This is a genomic window from Streptomyces sp. NPDC008313, assembly GCF_042956125.1.
Classification (GTDB): Bacteria; Actinomycetota; Actinomycetes; order Streptomycetales; family Streptomycetaceae; genus Streptomyces.
This window is the reverse complement of sequence record NZ_JBIBFR010000023.1, coordinates 36,191-57,934: the sequence shown is the minus strand read 5'-3', so window position 1 is coordinate 57,934 and position 21,744 is coordinate 36,191. Positions and strand designations below refer to the sequence as shown.

Annotated in this window: 23 protein-coding genes; 5 read left to right on the top strand and 18 right to left on the bottom strand. The window is 73.0% G+C overall.

The features are described from left to right. Window positions 1-164: 164 nt before the first annotated feature. The 5 genes from ACFY93_RS27020 to ACFY93_RS27000 all read right to left on the bottom strand — a co-directional run bounded on the left by ACFY93_RS27020 (window position 165) and on the right by ACFY93_RS27000 (window position 5,116). Window positions 165-1,157, bottom strand: coding sequence for an NAD-dependent epimerase/dehydratase family protein (locus ACFY93_RS27020; RefSeq protein WP_391363695.1), 993 nt, complete (start codon window positions 1,155-1,157; stop codon window positions 165-167). Window positions 1,158-1,247: 90 nt separating this feature from the next. Beyond that, on the bottom strand, window positions 1,248-1,868 hold the full coding sequence (locus tag ACFY93_RS27015) for a winged helix-turn-helix domain-containing protein (RefSeq protein ID WP_391363693.1): 621 nt from the start codon (window positions 1,866-1,868) through the stop codon (window positions 1,248-1,250). A 492-nt stretch (window positions 1,869-2,360) separates the two neighbouring features. Further along, on the bottom strand, window positions 2,361-3,398 hold the full coding sequence (gene glnII / locus ACFY93_RS27010) for a glutamine synthetase (protein WP_391363691.1): 1,038 nt from the start codon (window positions 3,396-3,398) through the stop codon (window positions 2,361-2,363). 172 nt (window positions 3,399-3,570) lie between these two features. Beyond that, on the bottom strand, window positions 3,571-3,858 hold the full coding sequence (locus ACFY93_RS27005) for a hypothetical protein (protein ID WP_391363689.1): 288 nt from the start codon (window positions 3,856-3,858) through the stop codon (window positions 3,571-3,573). Between the two features lie 43 nt (window positions 3,859-3,901). Further along, window positions 3,902-5,116, bottom strand: coding sequence for an RNA-guided endonuclease TnpB family protein (locus ACFY93_RS27000; protein ID WP_391363687.1), 1,215 nt, complete (start codon window positions 5,114-5,116; stop codon window positions 3,902-3,904). Window positions 5,117-5,166: 50 nt separating this feature from the next. Here ACFY93_RS27000 and tnpA point away from each other — a divergent pair, with 50 nt between their 5' ends. Then, entirely contained in the window at window positions 5,167-5,595 is a 429-nt protein-coding gene (gene tnpA, locus ACFY93_RS26995; RefSeq protein WP_391363685.1) for an IS200/IS605 family transposase, read from the top strand. Here tnpA and ACFY93_RS26990 read toward each other — a convergent pair. Together ACFY93_RS26990 and ACFY93_RS26985 are read right to left on the bottom strand one after the other, a co-directional pair. Continuing rightward, a complete protein-coding gene (locus tag ACFY93_RS26990; protein WP_391363683.1) occupies window positions 5,565-5,918 on the bottom strand; it encodes a hypothetical protein in 354 nt (117 codons plus the stop codon). The two genes, tnpA and ACFY93_RS26990, sit on opposite strands and share 31 nt — an antisense overlap. A gap of 78 nt (window positions 5,919-5,996) precedes the next feature. Further along, on the bottom strand, window positions 5,997-6,356 hold the full coding sequence (locus tag ACFY93_RS26985) for an ArsC/Spx/MgsR family protein (protein ID WP_391363681.1): 360 nt from the start codon (window positions 6,354-6,356) through the stop codon (window positions 5,997-5,999). Window positions 6,357-6,636: 280 nt separating this feature from the next. Between ACFY93_RS26985 and ACFY93_RS26980 the strand changes: the two genes are divergently transcribed. Beyond that, on the top strand, window positions 6,637-6,945 hold the full coding sequence (locus tag ACFY93_RS26980; RefSeq protein WP_391363679.1) for a hypothetical protein: 309 nt from the start codon (window positions 6,637-6,639) through the stop codon (window positions 6,943-6,945). Between the two features lie 59 nt (window positions 6,946-7,004). On the opposite strand, the gene ACFY93_RS26975 is transcribed toward ACFY93_RS26980, so the two are convergent. The 4 genes from ACFY93_RS26975 to glnA form a co-directional block, all read right to left on the bottom strand. After that, window positions 7,005-8,213: a DNA glycosylase AlkZ-like family protein gene (locus ACFY93_RS26975; RefSeq protein ID WP_391363677.1), complete on the bottom strand. Its 1,209-nt coding sequence runs from the start codon at window positions 8,211-8,213 to the stop codon at window positions 7,005-7,007. A gap of 206 nt (window positions 8,214-8,419) precedes the next feature. Then, window positions 8,420-9,028, bottom strand: a complete 609-nt coding sequence (locus ACFY93_RS26970) for a hypothetical protein (protein WP_391363675.1) — start codon at window positions 9,026-9,028, stop codon at window positions 8,420-8,422. Between the two features lie 2 nt (window positions 9,029-9,030). Further along, a complete protein-coding gene (gene htpX / locus ACFY93_RS26965) occupies window positions 9,031-9,960 on the bottom strand; it encodes a zinc metalloprotease HtpX (protein ID WP_391363674.1) in 930 nt (309 codons plus the stop codon). 218 nt (window positions 9,961-10,178) lie between these two features. Then, the gene (glnA, locus tag ACFY93_RS26960; protein ID WP_391363671.1) at window positions 10,179-11,588 is read right to left on the bottom strand and encodes a type I glutamate--ammonia ligase; all 1,410 of its coding nucleotides are present in this window, start codon (window positions 11,586-11,588) and stop codon (window positions 10,179-10,181) included. A 255-nt stretch (window positions 11,589-11,843) separates the two neighbouring features. Between glnA and ACFY93_RS26955 the strand changes: the two genes are divergently transcribed. Beyond that, the gene (locus ACFY93_RS26955) at window positions 11,844-12,311 is read left to right on the top strand and encodes an RDD family protein (protein ID WP_391363669.1); all 468 of its coding nucleotides are present in this window, start codon (window positions 11,844-11,846) and stop codon (window positions 12,309-12,311) included. A 142-nt stretch (window positions 12,312-12,453) separates the two neighbouring features. On the opposite strand, the gene ACFY93_RS26950 is transcribed toward ACFY93_RS26955, so the two are convergent. The 4 genes from ACFY93_RS26950 to lipB all read right to left on the bottom strand — a co-directional run bounded on the left by ACFY93_RS26950 (window position 12,454) and on the right by lipB (window position 15,620). Continuing rightward, entirely contained in the window at window positions 12,454-13,143 is a 690-nt protein-coding gene (locus ACFY93_RS26950; RefSeq protein WP_391363667.1) for a DUF4191 family protein, read from the bottom strand. 90 nt (window positions 13,144-13,233) lie between these two features. Next, window positions 13,234-13,440 carry a hypothetical protein gene (locus ACFY93_RS26945; protein ID WP_391363665.1) on the bottom strand — a complete coding sequence of 69 codons (207 nt, stop codon included), beginning with the start codon at window positions 13,438-13,440 and terminating at the stop codon, window positions 13,234-13,236. A 296-nt stretch (window positions 13,441-13,736) separates the two neighbouring features. Further along, complete coding sequence (gene lipA, locus ACFY93_RS26940; RefSeq protein ID WP_391363663.1) at window positions 13,737-14,714, bottom strand: lipoyl synthase; 978 nt, start codon at window positions 14,712-14,714, stop codon at window positions 13,737-13,739. 105 nt (window positions 14,715-14,819) lie between these two features. After that, the gene (lipB, locus tag ACFY93_RS26935; RefSeq protein WP_391363660.1) at window positions 14,820-15,620 is read right to left on the bottom strand and encodes a lipoyl(octanoyl) transferase LipB; all 801 of its coding nucleotides are present in this window, start codon (window positions 15,618-15,620) and stop codon (window positions 14,820-14,822) included. A 251-nt stretch (window positions 15,621-15,871) separates the two neighbouring features. On the opposite strand from lipB, the gene ACFY93_RS26930 reads away from it, so the two are divergent. Continuing rightward, window positions 15,872-17,362: a regulator gene (locus ACFY93_RS26930; protein WP_391363658.1), complete on the top strand. Its 1,491-nt coding sequence runs from the start codon at window positions 15,872-15,874 to the stop codon at window positions 17,360-17,362. 16 nt (window positions 17,363-17,378) lie between these two features. On the opposite strand, the gene ACFY93_RS26925 is transcribed toward ACFY93_RS26930, so the two are convergent. Together ACFY93_RS26925 and ACFY93_RS26920 are read right to left on the bottom strand one after the other, a co-directional pair. Continuing rightward, window positions 17,379-18,767 (bottom strand): FAD-dependent oxidoreductase, encoded by a 1,389-nt coding sequence (locus ACFY93_RS26925; RefSeq protein ID WP_391363810.1) that lies wholly within the window; start codon window positions 18,765-18,767, stop codon window positions 17,379-17,381. Window positions 18,768-19,045: 278 nt separating this feature from the next. After that, window positions 19,046-19,963, bottom strand: coding sequence for a TIGR01777 family oxidoreductase (locus ACFY93_RS26920; protein ID WP_391363656.1), 918 nt, complete (start codon window positions 19,961-19,963; stop codon window positions 19,046-19,048). A 72-nt stretch (window positions 19,964-20,035) separates the two neighbouring features. On the opposite strand from ACFY93_RS26920, the gene ACFY93_RS26915 reads away from it, so the two are divergent. Next, on the top strand, window positions 20,036-20,524 hold the full coding sequence (locus ACFY93_RS26915) for a GNAT family N-acetyltransferase (protein ID WP_391363653.1): 489 nt from the start codon (window positions 20,036-20,038) through the stop codon (window positions 20,522-20,524). A 15-nt stretch (window positions 20,525-20,539) separates the two neighbouring features. On the opposite strand, the gene ACFY93_RS26910 is transcribed toward ACFY93_RS26915, so the two are convergent. Beyond that, window positions 20,540-21,724: a MarP family serine protease gene (locus tag ACFY93_RS26910; RefSeq protein WP_391363651.1), complete on the bottom strand. Its 1,185-nt coding sequence runs from the start codon at window positions 21,722-21,724 to the stop codon at window positions 20,540-20,542. Window positions 21,725-21,744: the final 20 nt, after the last annotated feature.

Here is a 21,744-nt window from a genome sequence, read left to right as displayed (position 1 = left end):
GTACGGGTCTGGTCGCTCATCGTGCTGCTCGTCGTCGTCTCCATGCCCTCAGTCTCACCGCGCGCGTCCGCCCGGTCACTGGGCCGGACCCCCGGGTCAGGGGTGGTGTCAGGTGCACCCGCCCGAGCGGACGCGGCACCTCACGGACCCGGGCGCCCCGCACCTCACAGCCCCAGCACCTCGGCCTCGAGAGCCGGGTCGAGGCCGGAGGCCGGCCGGTCGGGGCGCTGCGGGGCGAGCCCGCCGACGCTCCGCAGCCACTCCCAGGTGTCGGCCACCGTCTCGGCGACGGGACGGCAGCGCAGGCCCTCCCGCACCGCCCGGGAGACGTCCATGCAGTGCACCGCGTCGTGCAGCTCGCTGTCCGGAGGCGTCCACACGGGCAGCTGCGTCCACGGCTCGATCCCGGCGTCGAGCACCACCTGGGGGTCGGTCCAGCGCGGCCGGGCCACCGAACCGGTGACACGGACGCACGCGTCGAGCAGGTCCCCCATCGTCGAGATCCCCTGCGGGCCGACGACGTTGTACGCCCCGCTCGTCCCCCGCTCCGCCGCCCCGAGGATCCACTCGGCGAGGTCGCGGACGTCCACGTACTGGATCGGGAGACCGTGCGGCCCCGGCGCGAGGACCGGGCCGCCGCGGGCCATCCGGGTCAGCCACCAGGGCAGCCGCCCGATGTTCTCGTACGGGCCGAGGATCAGGCCCGACCGCACGAGCAGCGAGCGGTCGGCGCCGAAGGCCGAGACGGCGGCCAGCTCCCCGCCGCGCTTGTCGCGCGCGTAGTCGGTCTGCTCCGCGTCCGCCGACGCCCCCTCCACGACCGGCGCCTCCTCAGTGAAACCGGCCGCCCGCGGCCACGCGTACACCGAGCAGCTCGACACGTACACATGGTGGCGGACCCGGCCGGCGAGCAGCCGCGCCGCGTCCCGCACGGCCCGCGGCGCTCCCGACCAGGTGTCGACGACGACGTCCCACTCGCCCTCGGCGAGCGCCGCGAGCCCGTCGGGAGCGGTGCGGTCGCCGAGCAGCACCCGCGCCCCGGACGGGGGTTCGTGCCGCCCCCGGTGGAAGACGGTCACGTCCCAGCCGCGGCCGAGCGCCGCCTCGACGACGGCACGCCCCACGAACTCCGTACCGCCCAGCATCAGAAGTCTCATGCGTCGATCGTGCACGCGGCGCCCGCCGGACGGAACGCGGATCTGCTGACAGAAGACCGGGGAACCGGACCGTGGCGGGCGCCGCCGCCGTCAGGTGCCCGTCACCGGCGTGTACTTGTAGCCGACCCGCCGCACCGTCTGGATCGCCCCGCGGTGCCGGGTGCCCAGTTTGCGGCGCAGCCGGGCGACATGGACGTCGACGGTCCGCCCGTCGCCGATGTGCCCGTAGCCCCAGACCGTGGTGACCAGCTGGTCGCGGGTGTGCACCCGGTGGGGGTGCGCGACCAGGTGCGCGAGCAGTTCGAACTCCAGATACGTGAGGTCCAGCGGCCGGCCGTCGACCTCGGCGGTGCGCCGCACGGGGTCGACGCGCACGAGCGGCCCCTCACCGGCGCCGTCGTCACGGACGGGGGCGGGGGCGGGGACAGCGGCGGAAGCGGGTACGGAGACGTCGGCGTCGGCGCCGGCGGTGAGAGGAGGGTGCGGGTGCTGGTCGGCGGGGACGAGGACCAGGTAGCCGATCACCGGCGGCCGGCCGGGCAGCACCGGCAGGGCGTGCGGGGGAGCGGGCAGCCAGGTGGTGCCGGGCGGCAGCAGACCGGCGGCGTCCACCGGCTCGTCCCGGTCGACGGCGCGCAGCCGGTGACGTACGGGACCCCGGGACGGGGCGGGCGGTGTGGCCGGGGTGGAGAGGGCACGGGTGTTCGCCATGGGAAGTCAGCTCTTTCACGCGGGAGTCGTCGGTGACCCCGAAGGCCGCGAGCCCGTGGGCGGGGGCGGTCGGGGGACGTACGTCGTGCGCGCCGGCGGAGGGCCGGGGAAGGGCTCGGGCCCGAAAGGGCCTAGAGGACCGGCGCGTTCGTCGCGCGGCAACACACCCGGTCGAAGTCGTGGTGCTGACGGGAGGGCCAGAACGGCTCAAGGTCGTGACGACCCGTCGCGGGGTTCCTCTGGAGGCCGGCCATGCTCCCATTGAAGCAGAAGCCGCCGGGGCGCAGCAGCCTCAGCCGCCGCCTTCTCGTCTGCTGATACGACGACGCCTCTCTCGACGAGCCGTCTCGCGACGAGCCGTCCGTCGTCCAGCCGTCCGTCGTCCAGCCGTCCGGCGTCGGGCCGCTTGCCGGCGGGGCGGCGCGACGAGGGAGGGCGCCCACCGGACCGGTGGGCGCCCTCCCTCGTCGCGTACGGCTGCGTGCCGCCGGGTCAGACCTGGCCGGCCTTCTCCAGGGCGGCGCAGCAGGTGTCGACGAGCAGCCGGGTCACCACGTACGGGTCGACGTTGGCGTTCGGGCGGCGGTCCTCGATGTAGCCCTTGCCGTCCTTCTCCACCTGCCACGGGATGCGGACGGAGGCGCCGCGGTCCGAGACGCCGTAGCTGTACTCGTTCCACGGAGCGGTCTCGTGCAGACCCGTCAGACGGTCGTCGATGCCCGCGCCGTAGTTCTTGACGTGGTCCATCGGCTTCGAGCCCTCGCCCAGCGACTCGCACGCGGTGATGATCGCGTCGTAGCCCTCGCGCATCGCCCTCGTCGAGAAGTTGGTGTGCGCGCCGGCGCCGTTCCAGTCGCCCTTCACCGGCTTGGGGTCCAGGGTCGCGGAGACCTCGAAGTCCTCGGCGGTGCGGTACAGCAGCCAGCGGGCCACCCACAGCTGGTCCGAGACCTCCAGCGGGGCGAGCGGACCGACCTGGAACTCCCACTGGCCGGGCATGACCTCGGCGTTGATGCCGGAGATGCCCAGACCCGCCTTGAGGCAGTTGTCCAGGTGCGCCTCGACGACGTCGCGGCCGAAGATCTCGTCGGCGCCGACACCGCAGTAGTAACCGCCCTGCGCGGCCGGGAAGCCGCCCTCGGGGAAGCCGAGCGGACGGGAGCCCTTGAAGAACGTGTACTCCTGCTCGATGCCGAAGACCGGCTCCTGCGCGCCGAACCGCTCCTCCACCTCGGCCAGCGCGGCACGCGTGTTGGACTCGTGCGGGGTCAGGTCGATGTCGAGGACCTCGCACAGGACGAGGATGTCGTCGCCGCCGCGGATCGGGTCGGGGCAGCTGAAGACCGGCTTGAGCACCCGGTCCGAGGAGTGCCCCTTGGCCTGGTTGGTGGAGGACCCGTCGAAGCCCCAGATCGGCAGTTCGGCGACCGTGGCCCGCTTGTCGGAGTCCCCGAAAATCTTGGTCTTCGAACGGAGCTTGGCCGTCGGCTCGGTGCCGTCGATCCAGATGTACTCAGCCTTGAAGCTCACGGGACACATCCTTCGGGTGGGTCGCTGGGCGCACTGCGGGTGCTCACTGCGGGGGCTGGCGGCGCTACGGCACTGGGGCGTCGCGGTGATGCCCATGAGCGTGTCAACAGGCGGTTTCCCGGTCATTGCCCGCGTGTGAACCCCGTGTTACCCGCGCCGTCCGTGCCCGATGTCACACGAAGTGAGCCGGGAACCGCCGACACGCGCGCGTGTGCGCGGAAGGGCCTCTCGTTTCCCTCCCCTGCTCGTAGGCCACGACCCTGTCGCTGACGTGCTGCAGGAGGCCAGAAGTGATCTTCGTGAGCTCAGCCTCGCCGGAGGCGGAGCCGTCGGCCCACTGGCCGCCGGCGAACACCACGGAGCGGACGGTCATCAGCTGGAGGACGCCGGGGGAGCCGGGCGGCACCGTCGGCAGCCCCGCCTCGGGGGGCGGGTCGAGGGCGACCACCTGGTAGGTCACCGGGTCCGTGACTCCTCTCCCGGCTGAGGCCGGGGGCTTCTCGCTATGCCGGTTTGGCGTCGCGACGGACCAGCCCGGCCCGTAGAACGTTGATGGCTCCCACTGTGTCGGCGTGCGCGTGGTGGCCGCAGGCAACGCAGTGGAACTTTTCCTGTGTGGGCCGGTTCTCCTTGGCGGTGTGCCCGCATTCGGGGCAGGTGCGGGAGGTGTTGCGGGGGTTCACGGCGATCACTTCTCGTCCGGCGCTTTCAGCCTTGGCATGCAGGATCGTCAGGAACACCCCCCATCCGGCGTCGTTGACCGACGTGTTGAGCCCGGCCTTCGCGGCGGCCCCGTTGGGCAGGAACGCGCCCGGCTGATCGGGGTCGGGTTTCGGTGCGGGGGCCTTGCTCATGTTGCGGATCTTGAGGTCTTCGTGCGCGATGAAGTCGTGTGCGCGCAGGAGACCGAGGGCGGTTTTGTGTGCGTGGTCGAGGCGCCGGCGCCGCACCGTGCCGTGCAGTCGGGCGACCTTGTCCACCGCGCGCTGGTGGTTGGCGGTGCGGTCCTTGGCCTTGCATCGTGGGAACCGGGACAGGGCCTGCTGCGCGGCTTCGAGTTTCGCGGCGGCCTTGCGCCCGTGGCGCGGGTTGGGGACGAAATCGCCGTTCGAGTCGGCGAGGAAGTTCGCGATGCCCAGATCGATCCCGGCCACGGATCCGGTCGCGGGCAGCGGTTTAGGCTGGTCCTGTTCGGCGGTCAGCACGACGAACCACTTGCGGCCCTCGCGCTTGACCGAGACGGTCTTGATGTGGCCGGCCACGGCGCGGTGCTGGTTGACCTTCACATGCCCGACGCCCTGGAAGCGGACGCGGGTGGTCGGGTCGTGCGGGGTGGAGTCCCACCGGCAGCCGTCCCCGTCCCTGGGGAAGTCCACCGTGTCGAACCAGCTCACCCCGCGGAAACGCGGATAGCCGGGCGTGTCACCGGACTTGATCCGGCGGAAGAACGCGGCGAACGCCTTGTCGAGACGGCGCAAGGTGGCCTGCTGCGAACTGAACGACCAGCGGCCCTGACACTCCGGGTCGAACGCCCGGATCTCCTTGAGCTGCGCCGACTGGCCGCCGTACTTGACGGTGGTCTTGGAGACGTGCTGGTAGGCGTCGCGGCGTTCCTGCAAAGCCCCGTTGTAGAGGGAGCAGTGATCCCGCAGCATCTCGGACAGCGCCCGCTCCTGGCGGACGGTGGGCCGCAGGAGGAACTTGTACGCACGGATCATCCAGCCCACCCCCTCCGGTCGGGTTCACCTGATCCTACTACACTTGGCGTATGTCACCGCGCTGGGAGCCAGACCCCGATATCCGACGAGGAAATCATGTCATCTTCAACCTCCACGCACACTTGGTGTTCGTCACGAAGTACCGGCGGGAGATCTTCAACGACGAGATGCTGACGCGCTGCGAGGAGATCATGCGGGACGTGTGCGAGAGCTTCGGCGCGGAGTTGCGGGAGTTCAACGGCGAGGGCGATCACGTCCACCTACTCGTGCACTACCCGCCGAAAATCGCCCTGTCCAAGCTCGTCAACAGCCTCAAGGGCGTCAGCTCCCGATACCTGCGTGCGGAGTACACCGGCCGGATCAACCCGATCGCGACGGGATCCGTGTTCTGGTCCCCGTCCTACTTCGCCGGGTCCTGCGGCGGCGCCCCCCTGAGCATCATCAAGGACTACATCGAGAGACAGAAGCGGCCAGCCTGACCCTCACCCCGAAGAGCAGAGATCTCCGGCACTGCGGAGACGCTCGGGGCGGGCGTGGCGGAGCCGGACGCGCCGTTCGCGTCCGACAGCGCGGAGGCCGAGGCGGCCGACGGGGAGGGCGCGGACGCCGTGCCGCCGTCGTCGTCCCCGCCGCCCGCGTACAGGACGGCTCCCGCGGCGACGGCCGCGACCAGGACGGCACCCGCCGCGCTCCCGGCCGCGATCCGCGTTCTGCGTCTCCGCCGGATCCGCTCCCGCTCCTGAGTCCACTGCCCGAACGGGTCGGGCACCTGTCCCGCCGGGCCGGGCGCACCGTACGGCATTCCTTGATCATTGAGGGTCACGGCGGCGGAGGGTAGCAGGGCGGGACCCCGGAAAGCCCGCGACCGGACGAACAGCCCCTACCGGGACAGAGCGTCGCGGACCGCCTCCTCCGTGCGGGCCACCACGGCACTTCCGTCGTCCGCGGTGATGATGGGCCGCTGGATCAGCGAGGGGTGCTCGGCGAGCGCCCGCACCCACCGGTCGCGCGAACCGGCGTCCCTGGGCCACTCCTCGAGGCCGAGCTCCGCGGCGGCGGGCTCCTTGGTGCGGGTGATGTCCCAGGGCTCCAGACCGAGACGCTCCAGCACGTCCCGGATCTCGTCCTCGCCGGGCACGTCCTCCAGGTAGTGGCGCACCGTGTATGCGGCGCCTTCCTCGTCCAGCAGTCCGAGGGCGCCGCGGCACTTCGAACAGGCCGGGTTGATCCAGATCTCCATGGCGCACACGGTACGCGCCGACGGTGCCCGCAGTGGCGGGCGGCGGTCGGGCGAGGCCCCCGGCGGGGGAGGGGGACGACCGGCTGTGTTCGATTTTCTGTCACCTCACCCGCCTCATCCGAATCGCATGTGACAGCAGCTCAAAAACCGCTCTGTGCTGGGACTTTCATGACGTGTCCGGGTTCCCCGGTTGTCAGTGGCGGGCAGTAGACTGATAGCAGTGTTCGAGGGATTCGCCGGGGGGTCCGGACGGTTCCCTGACCGCGACAGGAGGATGCCCGTGCCCGCTGCCGCACTGAAGCCGAAGCCCACCCGGTCCACGACCGGGAGGCCCGCCCTGCTCGACCTGCCGTACGAGCCCGTGCGCAAGCGTCCGCTGCCCGCGGGCCGCCCGCGCGAGTGGTACGTCACGCACAACCGCCGCCTCAAGGCCATGCGCCTGGCCATCGCCCTGCTCGACTCCGGTGTCTACGCGCCCGGCCAGGCGGGGAACGAGAGGATCCACGCCGCCGCGCGGCTCATCGGCGTGCACCCGCCGTCGGACACCACCTGCCACATGGTCCGTGCCCTGATGCGCTACTGCCGCTGACCGCGTCACGGAACGCCGGGTGCCCCGCGCGGGGCACCCGGCGTCGCCGTCACCGCGTCCTACCGGGCCGTCAGTTCCCGCTCCAGCGGCGTCCGGAAGCGCGGCACCACCCGGGTCGGCCCGAGCCACGACCGCAGCCGGTCCGCCTCCGCCGCGATCGCCGCCGACGCCTCGGCGCCCACCCCGTCGGCGTCCAGCAGCCGCCACTCGATCTCCCCGTCGGCCCGCTGGGCCCAGCCGCCGACCACCCGGCCGTCCCACCACACCGTCGGCCCGACGTTCCCGCTCCCGTCGAAGAGCGCGGGCCGCAGCGACGGCGCGAGGTACCAGTCACGCGCCTGCCAGCCCATCGCCGTCGGATCGAGCCCGGGAAGCAACGCGGCCCACGGCTCCACCGGCCCGTCGACCGGGTCCGGATCGTCGGCCGTCACGTACCCGCTCTCCCCGCCGTCGAGGGACACGGCCACCGCGCCGATCGCCGCCAGCGCCCGCCGTACGTCCGTGACCCGCCACCCCGTCCACCACTTCAGGTCTGCCTCGGTCGCCGGCCCGCACGCCGCGAGCCAGCGCCGCAGCAGCTCCGCCTGCGCCCCGGCGGCCGGCAGTTCGGGGTGCGGCGGGGCGACGGCCCAGCGGAACTGGCTCGACGTCCACGAGCCCAGCGGACGCCCCCGCACCACCCGCCCCTCGACGCCCAGCACCCGCATCAGCCGGGACGACACGGTCTGCGGGCTCTCGTAGCTCTTGCCCGCCCCGTACGTGAACCGCTCCCGCAACCGGGGCTCGTCCCGGACGAGGTCGGTCGTCGTGGCCTGCCCGCGCCGGGCGAGGGCGGCGAGCGCCGACGCCTCGACCTCCGCGAGCCACGCCTCGGTCAGCCGCCCGCCGCTGCCGGTGACCAGGTCCTTGACCAGTCCGGCGCGGGCCTTCGCGGCGAGGGCGGCACCGGTGGAGGCGTGCACCACGGCGGCCAGCTCGGTGGGGAACACGAACACGGTGTGCCGCATCCCGTGCATCCGGACCAGCGTCCGGTCCTCGTACAGCGCGCGCTCCACCTCCGCGACGGTCGTCCCGGCATCGGCGAGCCGCGCGCCCACCGCCAGGTACACCGTCGACGGATCGGTGCCGTGCAGTGCGACCAGCGAACGGGCGACGTCCTCCGGGCCCGCCGCCCGCGCCGTTCCCGCGAGCCGCTGACGCAGCGCGAGTCTGGCCCGCCGCTCCGCCACCCCGATGTGCCGCCGTGCCGTCCCGCCCGTGCCTCCCACATGACCTCCGTCCCGCCGGGCCCGTACGCGCCCGTGCCGTCCTGCCGCGTCCCGGCCATCCTCGCGGACGTACGTCCGGGGATCACGGGTTCGGCCTTTTCGGGACTACGGTGCTGCGCCCGGGACCACGGTCCTGCGCCCGGGACTACGGTCCTGCGCCCGGGACCACGGGCCCGGTGCGCCGGGAGCACGCGTCGCTCCCGGGATCACAGTCCCGGAGCGCCCCAGATCGGGAACCATCGGCCGAGGTCCTGCTCGATCCTCAGTTCCTCGCCGAGCGCGGCCCTGACCTGGAGTTCGAGCGCGCTGTCCCGCCGCTGCCCCGTGCCGCCGGCCACCGGGGCGAAGGGGTAGAAGGTCCCGCGCTTGTACAGGTAGACGAGCCCGAGCCGCCGCCCGTCCCCGGCGCCACGGTCGCGAGCGTCGTGGAAGCCGACCACGGAGCAGAGCAGCTGCGGTCCGAAGCCGCTGCCCTCCAGGGTGCTGTTGACCGCGTGCAGGTCGCTCACCAGCGCCGGAAGGGCGTCGGGCGTCCGCCGGGAGACGAGCCACGAGTACCCGTACTCGTCCCGGACCGGCTCGACCGGCGGGCCGCCCCCGCGCGCGGTGTCCGCGTCGAGCAGGGCCCGCACCTCCTCGTACACCTCGGTGAACGCCGCGCCCTCGGCGGTCGCGCAGCAGACCGCGCCGGTGCCGGTCGGCGTCAGCCCGACGGCGGCCTCCAGCGTCACCGCCGCCGACGGCAGCCCGAAGAGCCGGTCGAGGTCGGGCGCCACGGGTCGCGTACGGCCGAGCAGCGTGTCCCAGAACCCCATGCTCAGCCCGCCTCCCCGGGCGCAGGCGCCTCACCCAGCTCGGCGGAGATGCGGCCCAGCTGGTCGAGCCGCTGCTCCAGCGTCGGGTGGGTGGACAGGAACCGCCGCAGACCGGGCGCGGCCGTCGCACCCAGGGCGGGCGTGAAGTAGAAGGCGTTGAAGGCCTGCGCCGTCCGCAGGTCCTTCGTGGGGATCCGGGCGATGTCCCCGGTGAGCTTCGTCAGCGCCGACGCGAGCGCCGAGGGCCGTCCGGTGAGCGTGGCGGCCGCCCGGTCGGCGGCCAGCTCCCGGTACCGGGACAGCGCCCGGATGAGTACGAAACTGATCGCGTACACGGCGGCGGAGACGGCCATGACGAGCATGAACACGGCCATCGTGTTCTGGTCCTTCCTGCCGCGCCCGCCGAAGAGCTGCGAGTAGAACGCGAACCGGACGATCAGCCCCGCGATCACCCCGAGGAACGAGGCCACGGTGATCACCGCGACGTCCTTGTGCGCCACGTGCGACAGCTCGTGCGCGAGGACCCCCTCCAGTTCGTCCGGCTCCAGCCGGCGCAGCAGGCCCTCCGTCACGCACACCACGGCGTGATCCGGGTTCCGCCCGGTCGCGAACGCGTTCGGCATGTCCAGGGCGGAGACCGCGACCAGCGGTTTCGGCATGTCGGCGACCGCGCACAGCCGGTCGACCACCCCGTGCAGCCGCGGGTACTCCTCGCGCTCCACGAGCCGCCCGTGCATCGCGTACAGCGCGATCCGGTCGGAGAACCAGTACTGCGCCCCCAGCAGTGCCACCGCGATCACCACGACCAGCACCCAGGACTTCAGCAACACGATCAACGCGGCCATGAAGGCCACGTACAACAGCCCGAGCAGGAACAGCGTGACCGTCATCCGCACGGTCAGGCGCCGGTCGCTCCGGAAGCGGCTTCGCATCTCGTACCACCCCGCACCTGCGACGAAGGCCCCCGTCCCACCCCCATTGTGCTCCGGACGGCGGGGTTCGGGGACGACCGGACGACCGGTGTTCCGGGGCGGCGGCGTTCCCGGACGGACGGCGGCGTCCCCGGAACACGCCGGAGCCCCGGCACCGTCCCCGGACGGTGCCGGGGCTCCGGCGTCGGTGAGCGGACGCCTCGAAGACGCCGGGCTCCCTAGAGGTCGAAGTAGAGCTCGAACTCGTGCGGGTGGGGGCGGAGCTGGATCGGGGCGATCTCGTTGGTTCGCTTGTAGTCGATCCAGGTCTCGATCAGGTCGGAGGTGAAGACACCGCCGGCCTGGAGGTACTCGTTGTCCTGCTCCAGGGCGTCGAGGACGGCCGGCAGCGAGGTCGGGACCTGGGCGACGCCCGCGTGCTCCTCGGGGGCGAGCTCGTAGAGGTCCTTGTCGATCGGCTCGGCCGGCTCGATCTTGTTCTTGACGCCGTCGAGACCCGCGAGGAGCAGCGCCGAGAACGCCAGGTACGGGTTGGAGGACGGGTCCGGGGCGCGGAACTCGACGCGCTTGGCCTTCGGGTTCGAGCCGGTGATCGGGATGCGCATGGCCGCGGAGCGGTTGCGCTGCGAGTACACCAGGTTGACCGGGGCCTCGAAGCCGGGGACCAGGCGGTGGTACGAGTTCACCGTCGGGTTGGTGAAGGCGAGGAGGGAGGGGGCGTGCTTGAGGATGCCGCCGATGTAGTAGCGGGCGGTGTCCGACAGGCCGGCGTAGCCCTGCTCGTCGTAGAACAGCGGGTCGCCACCGGTCCACAGGGACTGGTGGACGTGCATGCCCGAGCCGTTGTCACCGAAGATCGGCTTCGGCATGAAGGTCGCGGTCTTGCCGTTGCGCCAGGCGACGTTCTTCACGATGTACTTGAAGAGCATCAGGTCGTCGGCCGCGGCGAGCAGCGTGTTGAACTTGTAGTTGATCTCGGCCTGGCCGGCGGTGCCCACCTCGTGGTGCTGGCGCTCGACCTGCAGGCCGGCGGCGTCCAGCTCCAGGGAGATCTCCGCGCGCAGGTCGGCGAAGTGGTCGACCGGCGGGGCCGGGAAGTAACCGCCCTTGTAGCGGACCTTGTACCCGCGGTTGCCCTCCAGGGCGCCCGTGTTCCAGGCACCGGCCTCGGAGTCGATCTCGTAGACCGAGCGGTTCGCGGTGGTCTCGAAGCGGACCGAGTCGAACACGTAGAACTCGGCCTCGGGGCCGAAGTACGCGGTGTCGGCGATGCCCGTGGAGGTCAGGTAGGCCTCCGCCTTCTTCGCCACGTTGCGCGGGTCGCGGGAGTACTGCTCGCCCGTGATCGGGTCGTGGATGAAGAAGTTGATGTTGACCGTCTTGTCGCGGCGGAAGGGGTCGACGCGCGCGGTGGACAGGTCGGCGCGGAGCGCCATGTCGGACTCGTGGATGGCCTGGAAGCCGCGGATGGAGGAGCCGTCGAACGCGAGCTCCTCGGTCGGGTCGAAGACCGAGGCCGGCACCGTGAAGTGCTGCATCACGCCCGGCAGGTCGCAGAAGCGGACGTCGATGAACTTGACGTCCTCGTCCGCGATGAACTTCTTGGCCTCGTCGGCGTTCTGGAACATCCAGCTCCTCCTACTCCCGCTCACTGCTGACCGGGGTGGTAGTTCGTTCGTGCGGCCAGTGCGGTGGCACACGCTCGTCCCGACCCTAAGGAAGGGGCGTTTCTCCAGCATGACCCATTTGTTTCGTGGAAGTTAACCGGGCGGGGTGCCGGCGGGGTGCCCAGACCCGGTCGGCCAACGTGCCGGGGCCCCGTGGACGGCGGATCGCGGGACCCGCCCGGCCCCGTACGAAACGGGTCGCAGTACCGTGGAGCGGTGGACAACAGGCAAGCAATCGGATCGTGGCTCTCCGGGCCCCGCGCGGCCGCGGAAGAGGCGGGCGCGGACTTCGGCTACCGGGGCGAGCAGCTCGGTCTGCCGGAACAGGGACCGGGCTCCCTCGCCCGTCCGGGCCGCCGCCTCGGCGCCCTCGCCGTCGACTGGGCCCTGTGCACGCTGATCGCATACGAGCTGATCACCGATGGTTACGGCCAGGCGACGGGGAACTGGGCGCTGCTCCTCTTCTTCGCCCTCGGGGTGCTGACCGTCGGCACGGTCGGCTTCACCCCGGGCAAGCGGCTGTTCGGGCTGCGGGTCGTCTCCGAGAACGGCGGCGCGGCGAACCCGCTGCGGGTCCTGCTGCGCACGGCCCTGCTGTGCGTCGCGCTGCCCGCGCTGATCTGGGACCGCGACGGCCGCGGCCTGCACGACCGTCTCGCCCGCACCGTCGAGGTGCGCGGCTGACGTTCCCGCCGCACGGCGCCGACGAACCTCCGCACGCCGGACGACGGGCCGCCGCACGGCGCTCATGACGAAGGGGGCGCCCGGAACCGACCGGTTCCGGGCGCCCCCTCCACGTACATGTAGGAGCGGCGGGCTCGCGGGCCTACCGCCCGCGCGGCATCCGCATGCCCTTGGGCATCGGGCCCTTCGGCAGCGGCATGTTCTTCATCAGGTCGCCCATCGCGCGCAGCCGGTCGTTGGTCGCGGTGACCTGCGGGCCGGTGAGGACGCGCGGGAACTTCAGGAGCGTCGTACGGAGCTTCTTCAGCTCCACCTGACCCTCGCCGTTGCCCACGAGCACGTCGTGCACCGGGACGTCCGAGACGATCCGCGCCATCTTGCGCTTCTCCGCGGCCAGCAGGCTCTTCACCCGGTTCGGGTTGCCCTCGGCGACCAGCACGATCCCGGCCTTGCCGACGGCCCGGTGCACCACGTCCTGGCTGCGGTTCATCGCCACCGCCGGAGTCGTCGTCCAGCCGCGGCCGATGTTGTCGAGCACCGCCGCCGCAGCGCCCGGCTGTCCCTCCATCTGCCCGAACGCGGCACGCTCGGCCCTGCGCCCGAAAACGATCGCCGTCGCGAGGAAGGCGAGCAGAAGGCCGAGAATGCCGAGATAGACCGGGTGGCCGATCAAGAAGCCGATCGCGAGGAAGACACCAAGGGTGACGATTCCGACAGCCGCGAGTACAAGACCGATCCTGGGATCGGCCTTGCGGGTCATCTTGTAAGTCAGGGCGATCTGCTTGAGTCGCCCGGGGTTCGCAGCGTCCGCTGCGGTTTCCTTCCTCGCCATGGGACCGAGTCTACGTGGCCCGCCGGGCGCCGACGACGGCAGTGCCGCGCGCACCCGTCCGGGGGAGGGCCGGGCCGGCCGGCGCGGCGGTCACGACAGCAGCGCGGGCCGTCCGGTCTCCTCCAGGACGCGCTGCGCCTCGAACCGGTCCTTGGCCCGGCGGCGGTCCTCCAGGACGGAGGTCCAGGCGTTGCGTCGGGCGGTGCGCTGGCCGCCGCTCAGGAGCAGCGACTCGACGGCGCGCAGTGCGTCGGTGAACGACGGAATCGCGGTGGCGTGGACGGGCGCGGCCTGCATGGCGGAGGTCCCCCTCGGGAGCGGACTGGGATGAGCGTGCACGTGGCGTGAGAACAGGCTCACTGATTGGTGTTACCAGGGCGTGACCGGGCGGTCAAACGCGGGTGAAGCCCGGATGCGCACGTGCGAACGCCGACGCGGCCCCGACGAACGCCCCCATCAGCGGGGACGGTCGGGACCGCGTCGTCTCGGCCATTACTCGGCAGTAGCCTCTTGTGCGCAGATTCACACGCGCTCGGAGGCCGTGGGGGCGGCCGCCATGGGCCGGATGCCCGGCCCGAGCCCCCGGCGGGTGCTCAGACGGCCTGGGAGGCGGCCTGGAGCGGGGCGTCCGTCCCGCGCGACTCCATGGCCATCCGGTACAGCCGTCCGGCCCGGTACGAGGAGCGGACCAGCGGGCCCGACATGACGCCGGAGAAGCCGATCTGCTCGGCCTCCTCCTTCAGCTCCACGAACTCCTGCGGCTTCACCCAGCGCTCCACCGGGTGGTGGCGCACCGAGGGCCGCAGGTACTGCGTGATGGTGACCAGCTCGCAGCCGGCCTCGTGCAGCTGCCGCAGGGCCTCGCTGATCTCCTCGCGGGTCTCGCCCATGCCGAGGATCAGGTTCGACTTGGTGACCAGGCCGTAGTCGCGGGCGTCGGTGATCACCTTGAGCGAGCGCTCGTAGCGGAAGCCGGGGCGGATCCGCTTGAAGATGCGGGGGACCGTCTCGACATTGTGCGCGAAGACCTCGGGACGCGAGGAGAAGACCTCGGCCAGCTGCTCGGGGACGGCGTTGAAGTCGGGGGCGAGCAGCTCGACCTTGGTGCGGCCGTCCGCGCGGTCCGCGGTCTGCGCGTGGATCTGGCGGACCGTCTCCGCGTACAGCCAGGCGCCGCCGTCCTCCAGGTCGTCGCGGGCGACGCCGGTGATGGTGGCGTAGTTCAGGTCCATGGTGACCACGGACTCGCCGACGCGGCGCGGCTCGTCACGGTCCAGCGCCTCGGGCCTGCCGGTGTCGATCTGGCAGAAGTCGCAGCGCCGGGTGCACTGGTCGCCGCCGATGAGGAAGGTGGCCTCGCGGTCCTCCCAGCACTCGTAGATGTTGGGACAGCCGGCCTCCTGGCAGACCGTGTGCAGGCCCTCGCTCTTCACGAGGTTCTGCATCTTCGTGTACTCGGGACCCATTTTCGCCCGGGTCTTGATCCACTCGGGCTTGCGCTCGATGGGGGTCTGGCTGTTGCGGACCTCCAGGCGCAGCATCTTGCGTCCGTCGGGTGCGACTGCGGACACGTCCGGCTCCCTACAGCTTCGATTCGTCGGCGTACACCAGCGTACGCCTGTGCGGATGCGGGCTCTTCCCGTGGGCGGCCTTCGAGAGCGGGGACGCCCCGGCACTCAGGCGCCGGACGGGGCGGCGATCTCCCTGGGCTTCAGGTCGGCGTTCTCCAGGACGTCCCGCAGGTGCTTCTCGGCCACCGGGAGAACCTCGGCGATGCTGATGTCGCGGCCCAGCTCGTAGGCGAGAGAGGTCACGCCCGCGTCACGGATGCCGCAGGGAATGATCTTGTCGAAGCTCGAGGTGTCGGGGTTCACGTTGAGCGCGAAGCCGTGCATGGTGACGCCCTTGGCCACCCGGATGCCCACGGCGCAGATCTTGCGGTCCTCGCGGCGCTGGCCGGCGTTCGAGGGCGCGTACTCGGGGCCGTTAAGCCGGGGGTCGAACTCGTCGTCGGTGAGCCGGGGGTCGAAGTCGAGGGAGAGTCCGCCGAGCGCGGGCCGCCGCTCGAGGGGGTCGCCCAGGACCCAGACGCCGGCCCGGCCCTCGACCCGCGAGGTCTCGACGCCGAACTCGGCGCAGACGCCGATCATCGCGTCCTCCAGGCGCCGCAGGTGCGCGACCACGTCCACCGGGCGGGGCAGCTTCTGGATCGGGTAGCCGACGAGCTGGCCCGGACCGTGCCAGGTGATCTTCCCGCCGCGGTCCACGTCCACCACCGGGGTGCCGTCCAGCGGGCGCTCCTCGGGTGCGGTGCGCCGGCCCGCGGTGTACACCGGCGGGTGCTCCAGCAGCAGACAGGTGTCCGGGAGCTCGTCGGCGAAGCGGGCGGCGTGCACCCGGCGCTGCTCGTCCCAGGCCTCCTGGTACTCGACCGCCTCCGTACCGAACCCCATTCGGACGAACCGGAACTCACCCACGGCAAGCGCCTCCTCCACGTTCACGCTGCGTCTTTCGCGCCTCCGCCACTGTACGCGCGGCGGAAAAGCGTCAGCTCCGGGGCCAATCCTCACACGATCGGATGAATGCATGCCGAAAGGTGCGATCAGGTGTTTACAGAGGGCTACGTTCGCCCCGTTCACAAGGCCAAAAGGGCTGCTCACAGGCAAGCCGGGTCGCCGCGCGGCTCCGAGGCCGCCGGGGGACCCGTAGGCAGGAGACCGCACCGCAGATGACGGAACGACCCGCGCAGCGCACCCCCAACCGACAGCTCGCCGCGCTCATCGCAGAAGCGGGGTTCTCCAACGCCGGTCTCGCCCGTCGCGTGGACCAGCTCGGCCTCGAACACGGCCTCGATCTCAGATACGACAAGACGTCGGTCACCCGCTGGCTGCGCGGCCAGCAGCCCCGGGGCACCACGCCCGCCCTGATCGCCGAGGTCTTCACCCGCAGGCTCGGCCGCCGGCTCTCCGCGCAGGACCTCGGGCTGGACGCGTGCGCCCCGGTCTACGCGGGCCTGGAGTTCGCCGCCACGCCCGAGGAGGCCGTGGACATCGTCAGCGGCCTGTGGCGCAAGGACTCCGGCAGCCACGCGGAGCTGCGCAAGATCGCCTTCACCCCGGCCGGACTCGTGGTGCCCAGCCGGGACTGGCTGATCGGCCGGGCCGACGACCGGGTGGGCCGCGGCGACCCGGCCCCGGCGGGCGCCCGGCGCGTCCCCGCCCAGGCGCGGCCCGTCGCCCGCCTCCCGCTGCTCCCCGCCGGCCCGGCAGCGCCCCCGGTCCCCGGCAGGCGCGCCCGGACGGAGCGCGGCCCCGGCCAGAAGGTCACCGGTGGCGACATCGCCGCGCTGCGCTCCGTGGGCGAGCTGTTCCGCGCCCTCGACCACGCCTACGGCGGCGGGCACGCCCGGCAGGCCCTCGTGCGCTACCTGGAGCACGAGGCCGAGCCGATGCTGCGCGGCGTCTACGGCGAGCAGACCGGCCGCCGGCTGTTCGCCGCGGCCGCCGACCTGACCCGGCTCGCCGGCTGGACCTCGTACGACATCGGCGCGCACGGACTGGCCCAGCGGTACTTCGTGCAGGCGCTGCGGCTCTCGCAGGCGGCCGGCGACCGGGCGTACGGGGCGTACGTGCTGGTGACGATGAGCAGGCAGGCCGTCTACCTCGGCCACGGGCGGGAGGCCGTCCAGCTCGCCCGGGTCGCCCAGCAGGGCGTCGGCTCGGCGGCGCCGCCCGTCGTGCAGGCGCTGCTGCACTCGGCGGAGGCGCGCGGGCACGGCCTGCTCGGGGAGGTTCGGGCGTGCACGGCCTCGATGGCGCGGGCCGAGCGCGCGCTGGAGACGGCCCGGCCCGGGGACGACGTCCCGCACTGGGTGCGCTTCTTCGACGAGGCACAGCTCGCCGACGAGTTCGGGCACTGCCACCGCGACCTCCAGCAGTACCGGGCCGCCGCCCAGCACGCCGAGAGATCCCTGCAGCTGCGGCCCCACGGGTACGCGCGCAGCAGGCTCTTCTGCCGCATGGTGCTGGCCGTGGCGCGGCTCGGGCTCGGGGAGCTCGACCTCGCCTGCCAGCTGGCCGCGGAGTCGGCCGGACAGGCCCTGGAGATGCGGTCGGTCCGGGCGGTCGAGTACGTGCGCGACTTCGAGCGCCGGCTGGAGCCGTACCGGGACGCCGCGCCCGCCCGGGGCTACCGGGAGCGGGTCGCGGCGCTGGGGTGACCCCCGGGTCCCGCCGTCAGGCGGCCGTCCCGAGGGTCTTCGGCAAGGGGGCGCGGCGGACGCCCAGATCGGCGAGGAGGGCGTGGGCGGCCCTGCGGCCCGAGTGCAGGGCGCCCTGGACGGTGCTGGTGTCCCGGTGGTCACCGCAGACGTACAGGCCCGCCAGGATGCGTACGGGGCGGCGCAGGTCGTGCGGGGCGGGCATCGCCGGGACCGCCTCGGGGTCGTGGTGGACCGCGAGGAGCTCCCAGCGGCTCGTCGGCGTCCCGTAGAGGTGGGCCAGCTGGGCGCGGACGGCGGCGTCCAGCCGGCCCGCGTCCGGGGCGGCGCCCAGCACCGTCGACGAGACGAGGGACCGGCCCGCGGGCGCCCGCGTCGGATCGACCTCGCTGATGACCGCGGTGTGGTTCACCGGCCCCGTGCGGTCGGCGTCGAGGAGCAGGGCGGGCTCCCTCAACGGCGGTTCGTCGGTGGTGTGGTGCAGAACCGTCACCGGGTGGAAGCCCGGTACGCGCAGCCCCGGCAGCAACTCGGCGGCGGCGCGCGCCCCGGTCGCCAGCAGGACCGCCCGGCACCGGAGTTCGCCGTGCTCGCGGGTGGTCACCGAGGTGGTGGAGACGGCGGTGACCCGGACGCCGGTGTGGACGGTGCCCGGCGGGAGACCGGCCGCGAGGAGTTCGGGCAGCGCGTCCGAGCCGCCCTCGGGCAGACACAGACGGCCCGTCATGAAGGCGTGCAGCGCCAGGTCGGCGCAGCGGCTGGACGTCCCCGGCGAGGGATCGCACAGGAGCGCGGCGACCAGCGGGCGCAGGAAGCCCTCGACCGTACGCGCCGGGAGACCGCGGACGGACGGGGCCCGGCCGGCCGGGACGTCCGGGCCGGCCATGAGGCGGCCCGGCGGGGCGGCGGCGATCCGGGCGAGGGCGGCGTTCAGCCGGGCCCGGTCGGCGGAGGTGCCGAGCGGGCCGGGGCGGTGGGCGGCGCCGTCGGTCTCCGCCGGCCTGGGGCGGCGCGCGGCGCGCTGGGCGAGCTGGGGACGAGGGGCGCTCGCCAGGGCGCGTACGACGGTGAGTGCGCCCCTGGCGCGCCGGGGGGCGACCGGCTCGCCCGCCCGGTGGTGCACGCCGTCGGCGCACAGCAGGACACCCGGGGAGAACGGCCGCAGCACGAGGGCGTCCAGGCCCGGTGTGCTCCGCAGCCCGGGATACGCGGTGGACAGCAGCCGGCCCGCCCGGTCCAGCCGGAAGCCGTCCACCTTCTCCGTCGACATGCGCCCGCCGACACCGGAGGCGGCCTCCAGTACGACGGTGGTGAGACCCGCCCTGGTCAGATGGTGGGCGGCGGCGAGCCCGGCGGCCCCGGCGCCCACGACGACGACGTCCGCGGCGGTCGTATCCCCCGCGATTTCCGTGACGCCCGTGACGCCGGTGGCTTCCGTGATCCCTGGGACGTCCGTGACGTCTGTGACCCCACCGGCGTCCGTGACGTCGGTGACGGCTGCGGTGTCCGCTTGGCGTGCGTGCTCCGGCACGTGCCCCTCCTCGAGGTTGCGCGGCTGCTGGGGACGTCATGCCCCCAACAGGCCTCAGGAATACCCGAGTTCGGGGCGACCGTAGGGGGCGCGACGGCGTGGGAACGTCGCGCGAGGGGCTCACACGGGGGCGCCCCGACGCACTTTGCCGGTCAGCCCAGTGCCGCCCGCAGCGCGTCGTCGATGCCGGGGAACGCGAACGCGAACCCGGAGTCGAGGAGCCGGGCGGGCAGCACCCGCTGACTGCCCAGGATGTCGCCGGACATCTCGCCCAGCGCGAGACGCAGCAGCGGAGCGGGCGCCGTGAACAGGGTGGGCCGGTGCAGCACCCGCCCCATCGCCTCGGTCACCTCCCGGTTGGTGCGCGGCTCGGGCGCCGTCAGGTTCACGGGACCCGACAGCGTCCCGGTGTCGAGGAGGTGCCGGAGCGCGGCGACCTCGTCGTGCAGCGCGATGAAGCTCCAGTACTGCCGGCCGTCCCCGAGACGGCCGCCGAGACCGGCCCTGAACAGCGGGAACAGCTTCCCCCACGCCCCGCCGCCGCGGGCCACCACCAGCCCCGTACGGGCCAGCACGGTACGGACACCGGCCTCACGGGCAGGCTCCGTCGCCTCCTCCCACTCCACGCAGACCCCCGGCAGGAAGCCGTCGCCGGGCGGCGCCGACTCGTCCACGGCACGGTCGCCCGTGTCGCCGTAGAAGCCGATCGCGCTGCCGTTGACGAAGACCCGCGGGGGCGTGTCGAGGGCGGCGACGGCCTCGGCGAGCGTCACCGTGCCGTCCACCCGGCTCAGCCGGATCCGCTCCTTGTACGCGTCCGTCCAGGGCCGGGAGGCGATCCCGGCGCCCGCGAGGTTGACCACCGCGGCGCAGCCGGCGAGCCCGGCCGCGTCGATCCGCCGCTGAGCCGGATCCCAGCGGACCTCGCCCGGACCGCGCGGCGGCCTGCGCACCAGCCGCACCACCTCGTGACCGTCCGCGGTCAGTGAGCGGGCCAGCGCCGAGCCGATCAGACCGGACGCGCCGGCGATCGCGACGCGGGAACCCGGTGCGAGCCGTGAGTCGTTCATGCGCCCATCCTGCCCGCAGGACCCGGAAAAATCGCGAACGGCGCCCGGTGACCCCGTCGTACAGTGATCCGCATGCCCGTACCGCACATACGCCTCGCGACCGCCGACGACGAGGAGGCGCTCGGCCGCCTCGACCGCGCCACCTGGTCCCCGCTGCACGCGGTCCAGCCGCGCCCCCGGCAGCCGTACGACCTCTTCTTCAGCGGGAGCTGCGGACCCCGGGACCACCTGGTCGCCGAGCTCGGCGGGGAGATCGTCGGATACCTCCGGCTGGGTTTCCCCACCCCGCTCGCCTGCAACACCCACGTCCGGCAGATCCAGGGCCTCGCCGTCGCCGACGCGGCGCGCGGCGCGGGGGTGGGGCGGGCGCTGCTGCGCGCCGCGCAGGACGAGGCCCGGCGGCTGGGCGCCCGGCGGATCTCGCTGCGCGTCCTCGGCCACAACACCCCGGCGCGCACGCTGTACGAGTCCGAGGGGTTCGTCGTCGACGGCGTGCTGCCCGAGGAGTTCCTGCTGGACGGCCGCTACGTCGACGACATCCTGATGGGCCGCTTCCTCTGACCCGGCGGGCCGGGCTCAGCCGGTGACGAGGCGGCCCGTGTCCACCGGCGTCGTGGACAGGGCCGCGCGCCGGGCGTCGCCCGCCACCTCGTCCGCCGTCAGGGCGTACCCCGTCTCGTCGTCCGTGGTGGAACGGGCGAAGACGACGCCGTACACCTCCCCGCCGGTGGTGAGCAGCGGCCCGCCGGAGTTGCCGGGGCGGACGGTGGAACGGATGGCGTAGATGTCGCGGGTGACGACCTGGGTGTTGTAGATGTTGCGCCCCGTCGCCCGGATGCGCTGCGCCACGGTGGCCGCCTGCAGGTCCAGGCCGCCGTCCTGCGGATAGCCGGCGACGACGGCGGAGTCGCCCCGGGAGGCGTCGCCGTCGAAGCGCAGCACCGGGGCGCGCAGGTCCGGCACGTACAGGACGGCGACGTCCTTGCGCGGGTCGAAGAACACCACGGTCGCCTCGTACACGCGTCCCACACCGCCGACGCGCACGGTGGGCTCGTCGATGCCGGCCACCACATGGGCGTTGGTCATCACGTGCCGGGTGCTGTAGACGAAGCCGCTGCCCTCGCGCCCCTCACTGCCCGCGGTGCCCTCGACCTTGACGGTGCTCAGCCTGGCCGCGTTCGCCGCGGCCGGGGTGACGCTGTCCCCCGACGGCCTGGCGACGCCCGTGGCGGGCTCGCTCTCGAACGGGTTGAACACCTGGGGGAAACCGGCCTCGGCGAGCTCCGAGGTGGCCCGCGAGAACCACGCCGGCGTGGTGTCCGGCATCGCGTCCTGCACCGCGCCCAGCAGCGCCGAGTCGCGGATCGAGCGGGTGACCGGCGGGGACGAGGACGTGCCGACGACGCTCGCCGCCACCCAGGCCACCAGCAGCACGGCGACCGTGTTCGCCGCGGCCCCGCCCGCCCCGTCCGCCACCCGCAGCGCCCCGCGGTCCAGCTCGCGGCGCAGCCGCAGCCCGAGGCGGCCCGCCAGCTCGTGCCCGATCCCGGCGGGCACCAGCAGCGTCAGCACCGCCGTCACCGTCGCCGCCGACGTGCCCGCCGTCACCAGGTCCATCACCCACGGCAGCGCCCAGACGCCGAGCGTGGCACCGCCCACGAAACCGGCCAGGGAGACGCAGCCGGCGACCAGCCCGCGCCGGTAGCCGGACGCCGCGTAGCCGAGGATCACCAGCAGCAACAGGAGGTCCAGCAGGTCCACGGAGCGGCTCCCTCTTTCTC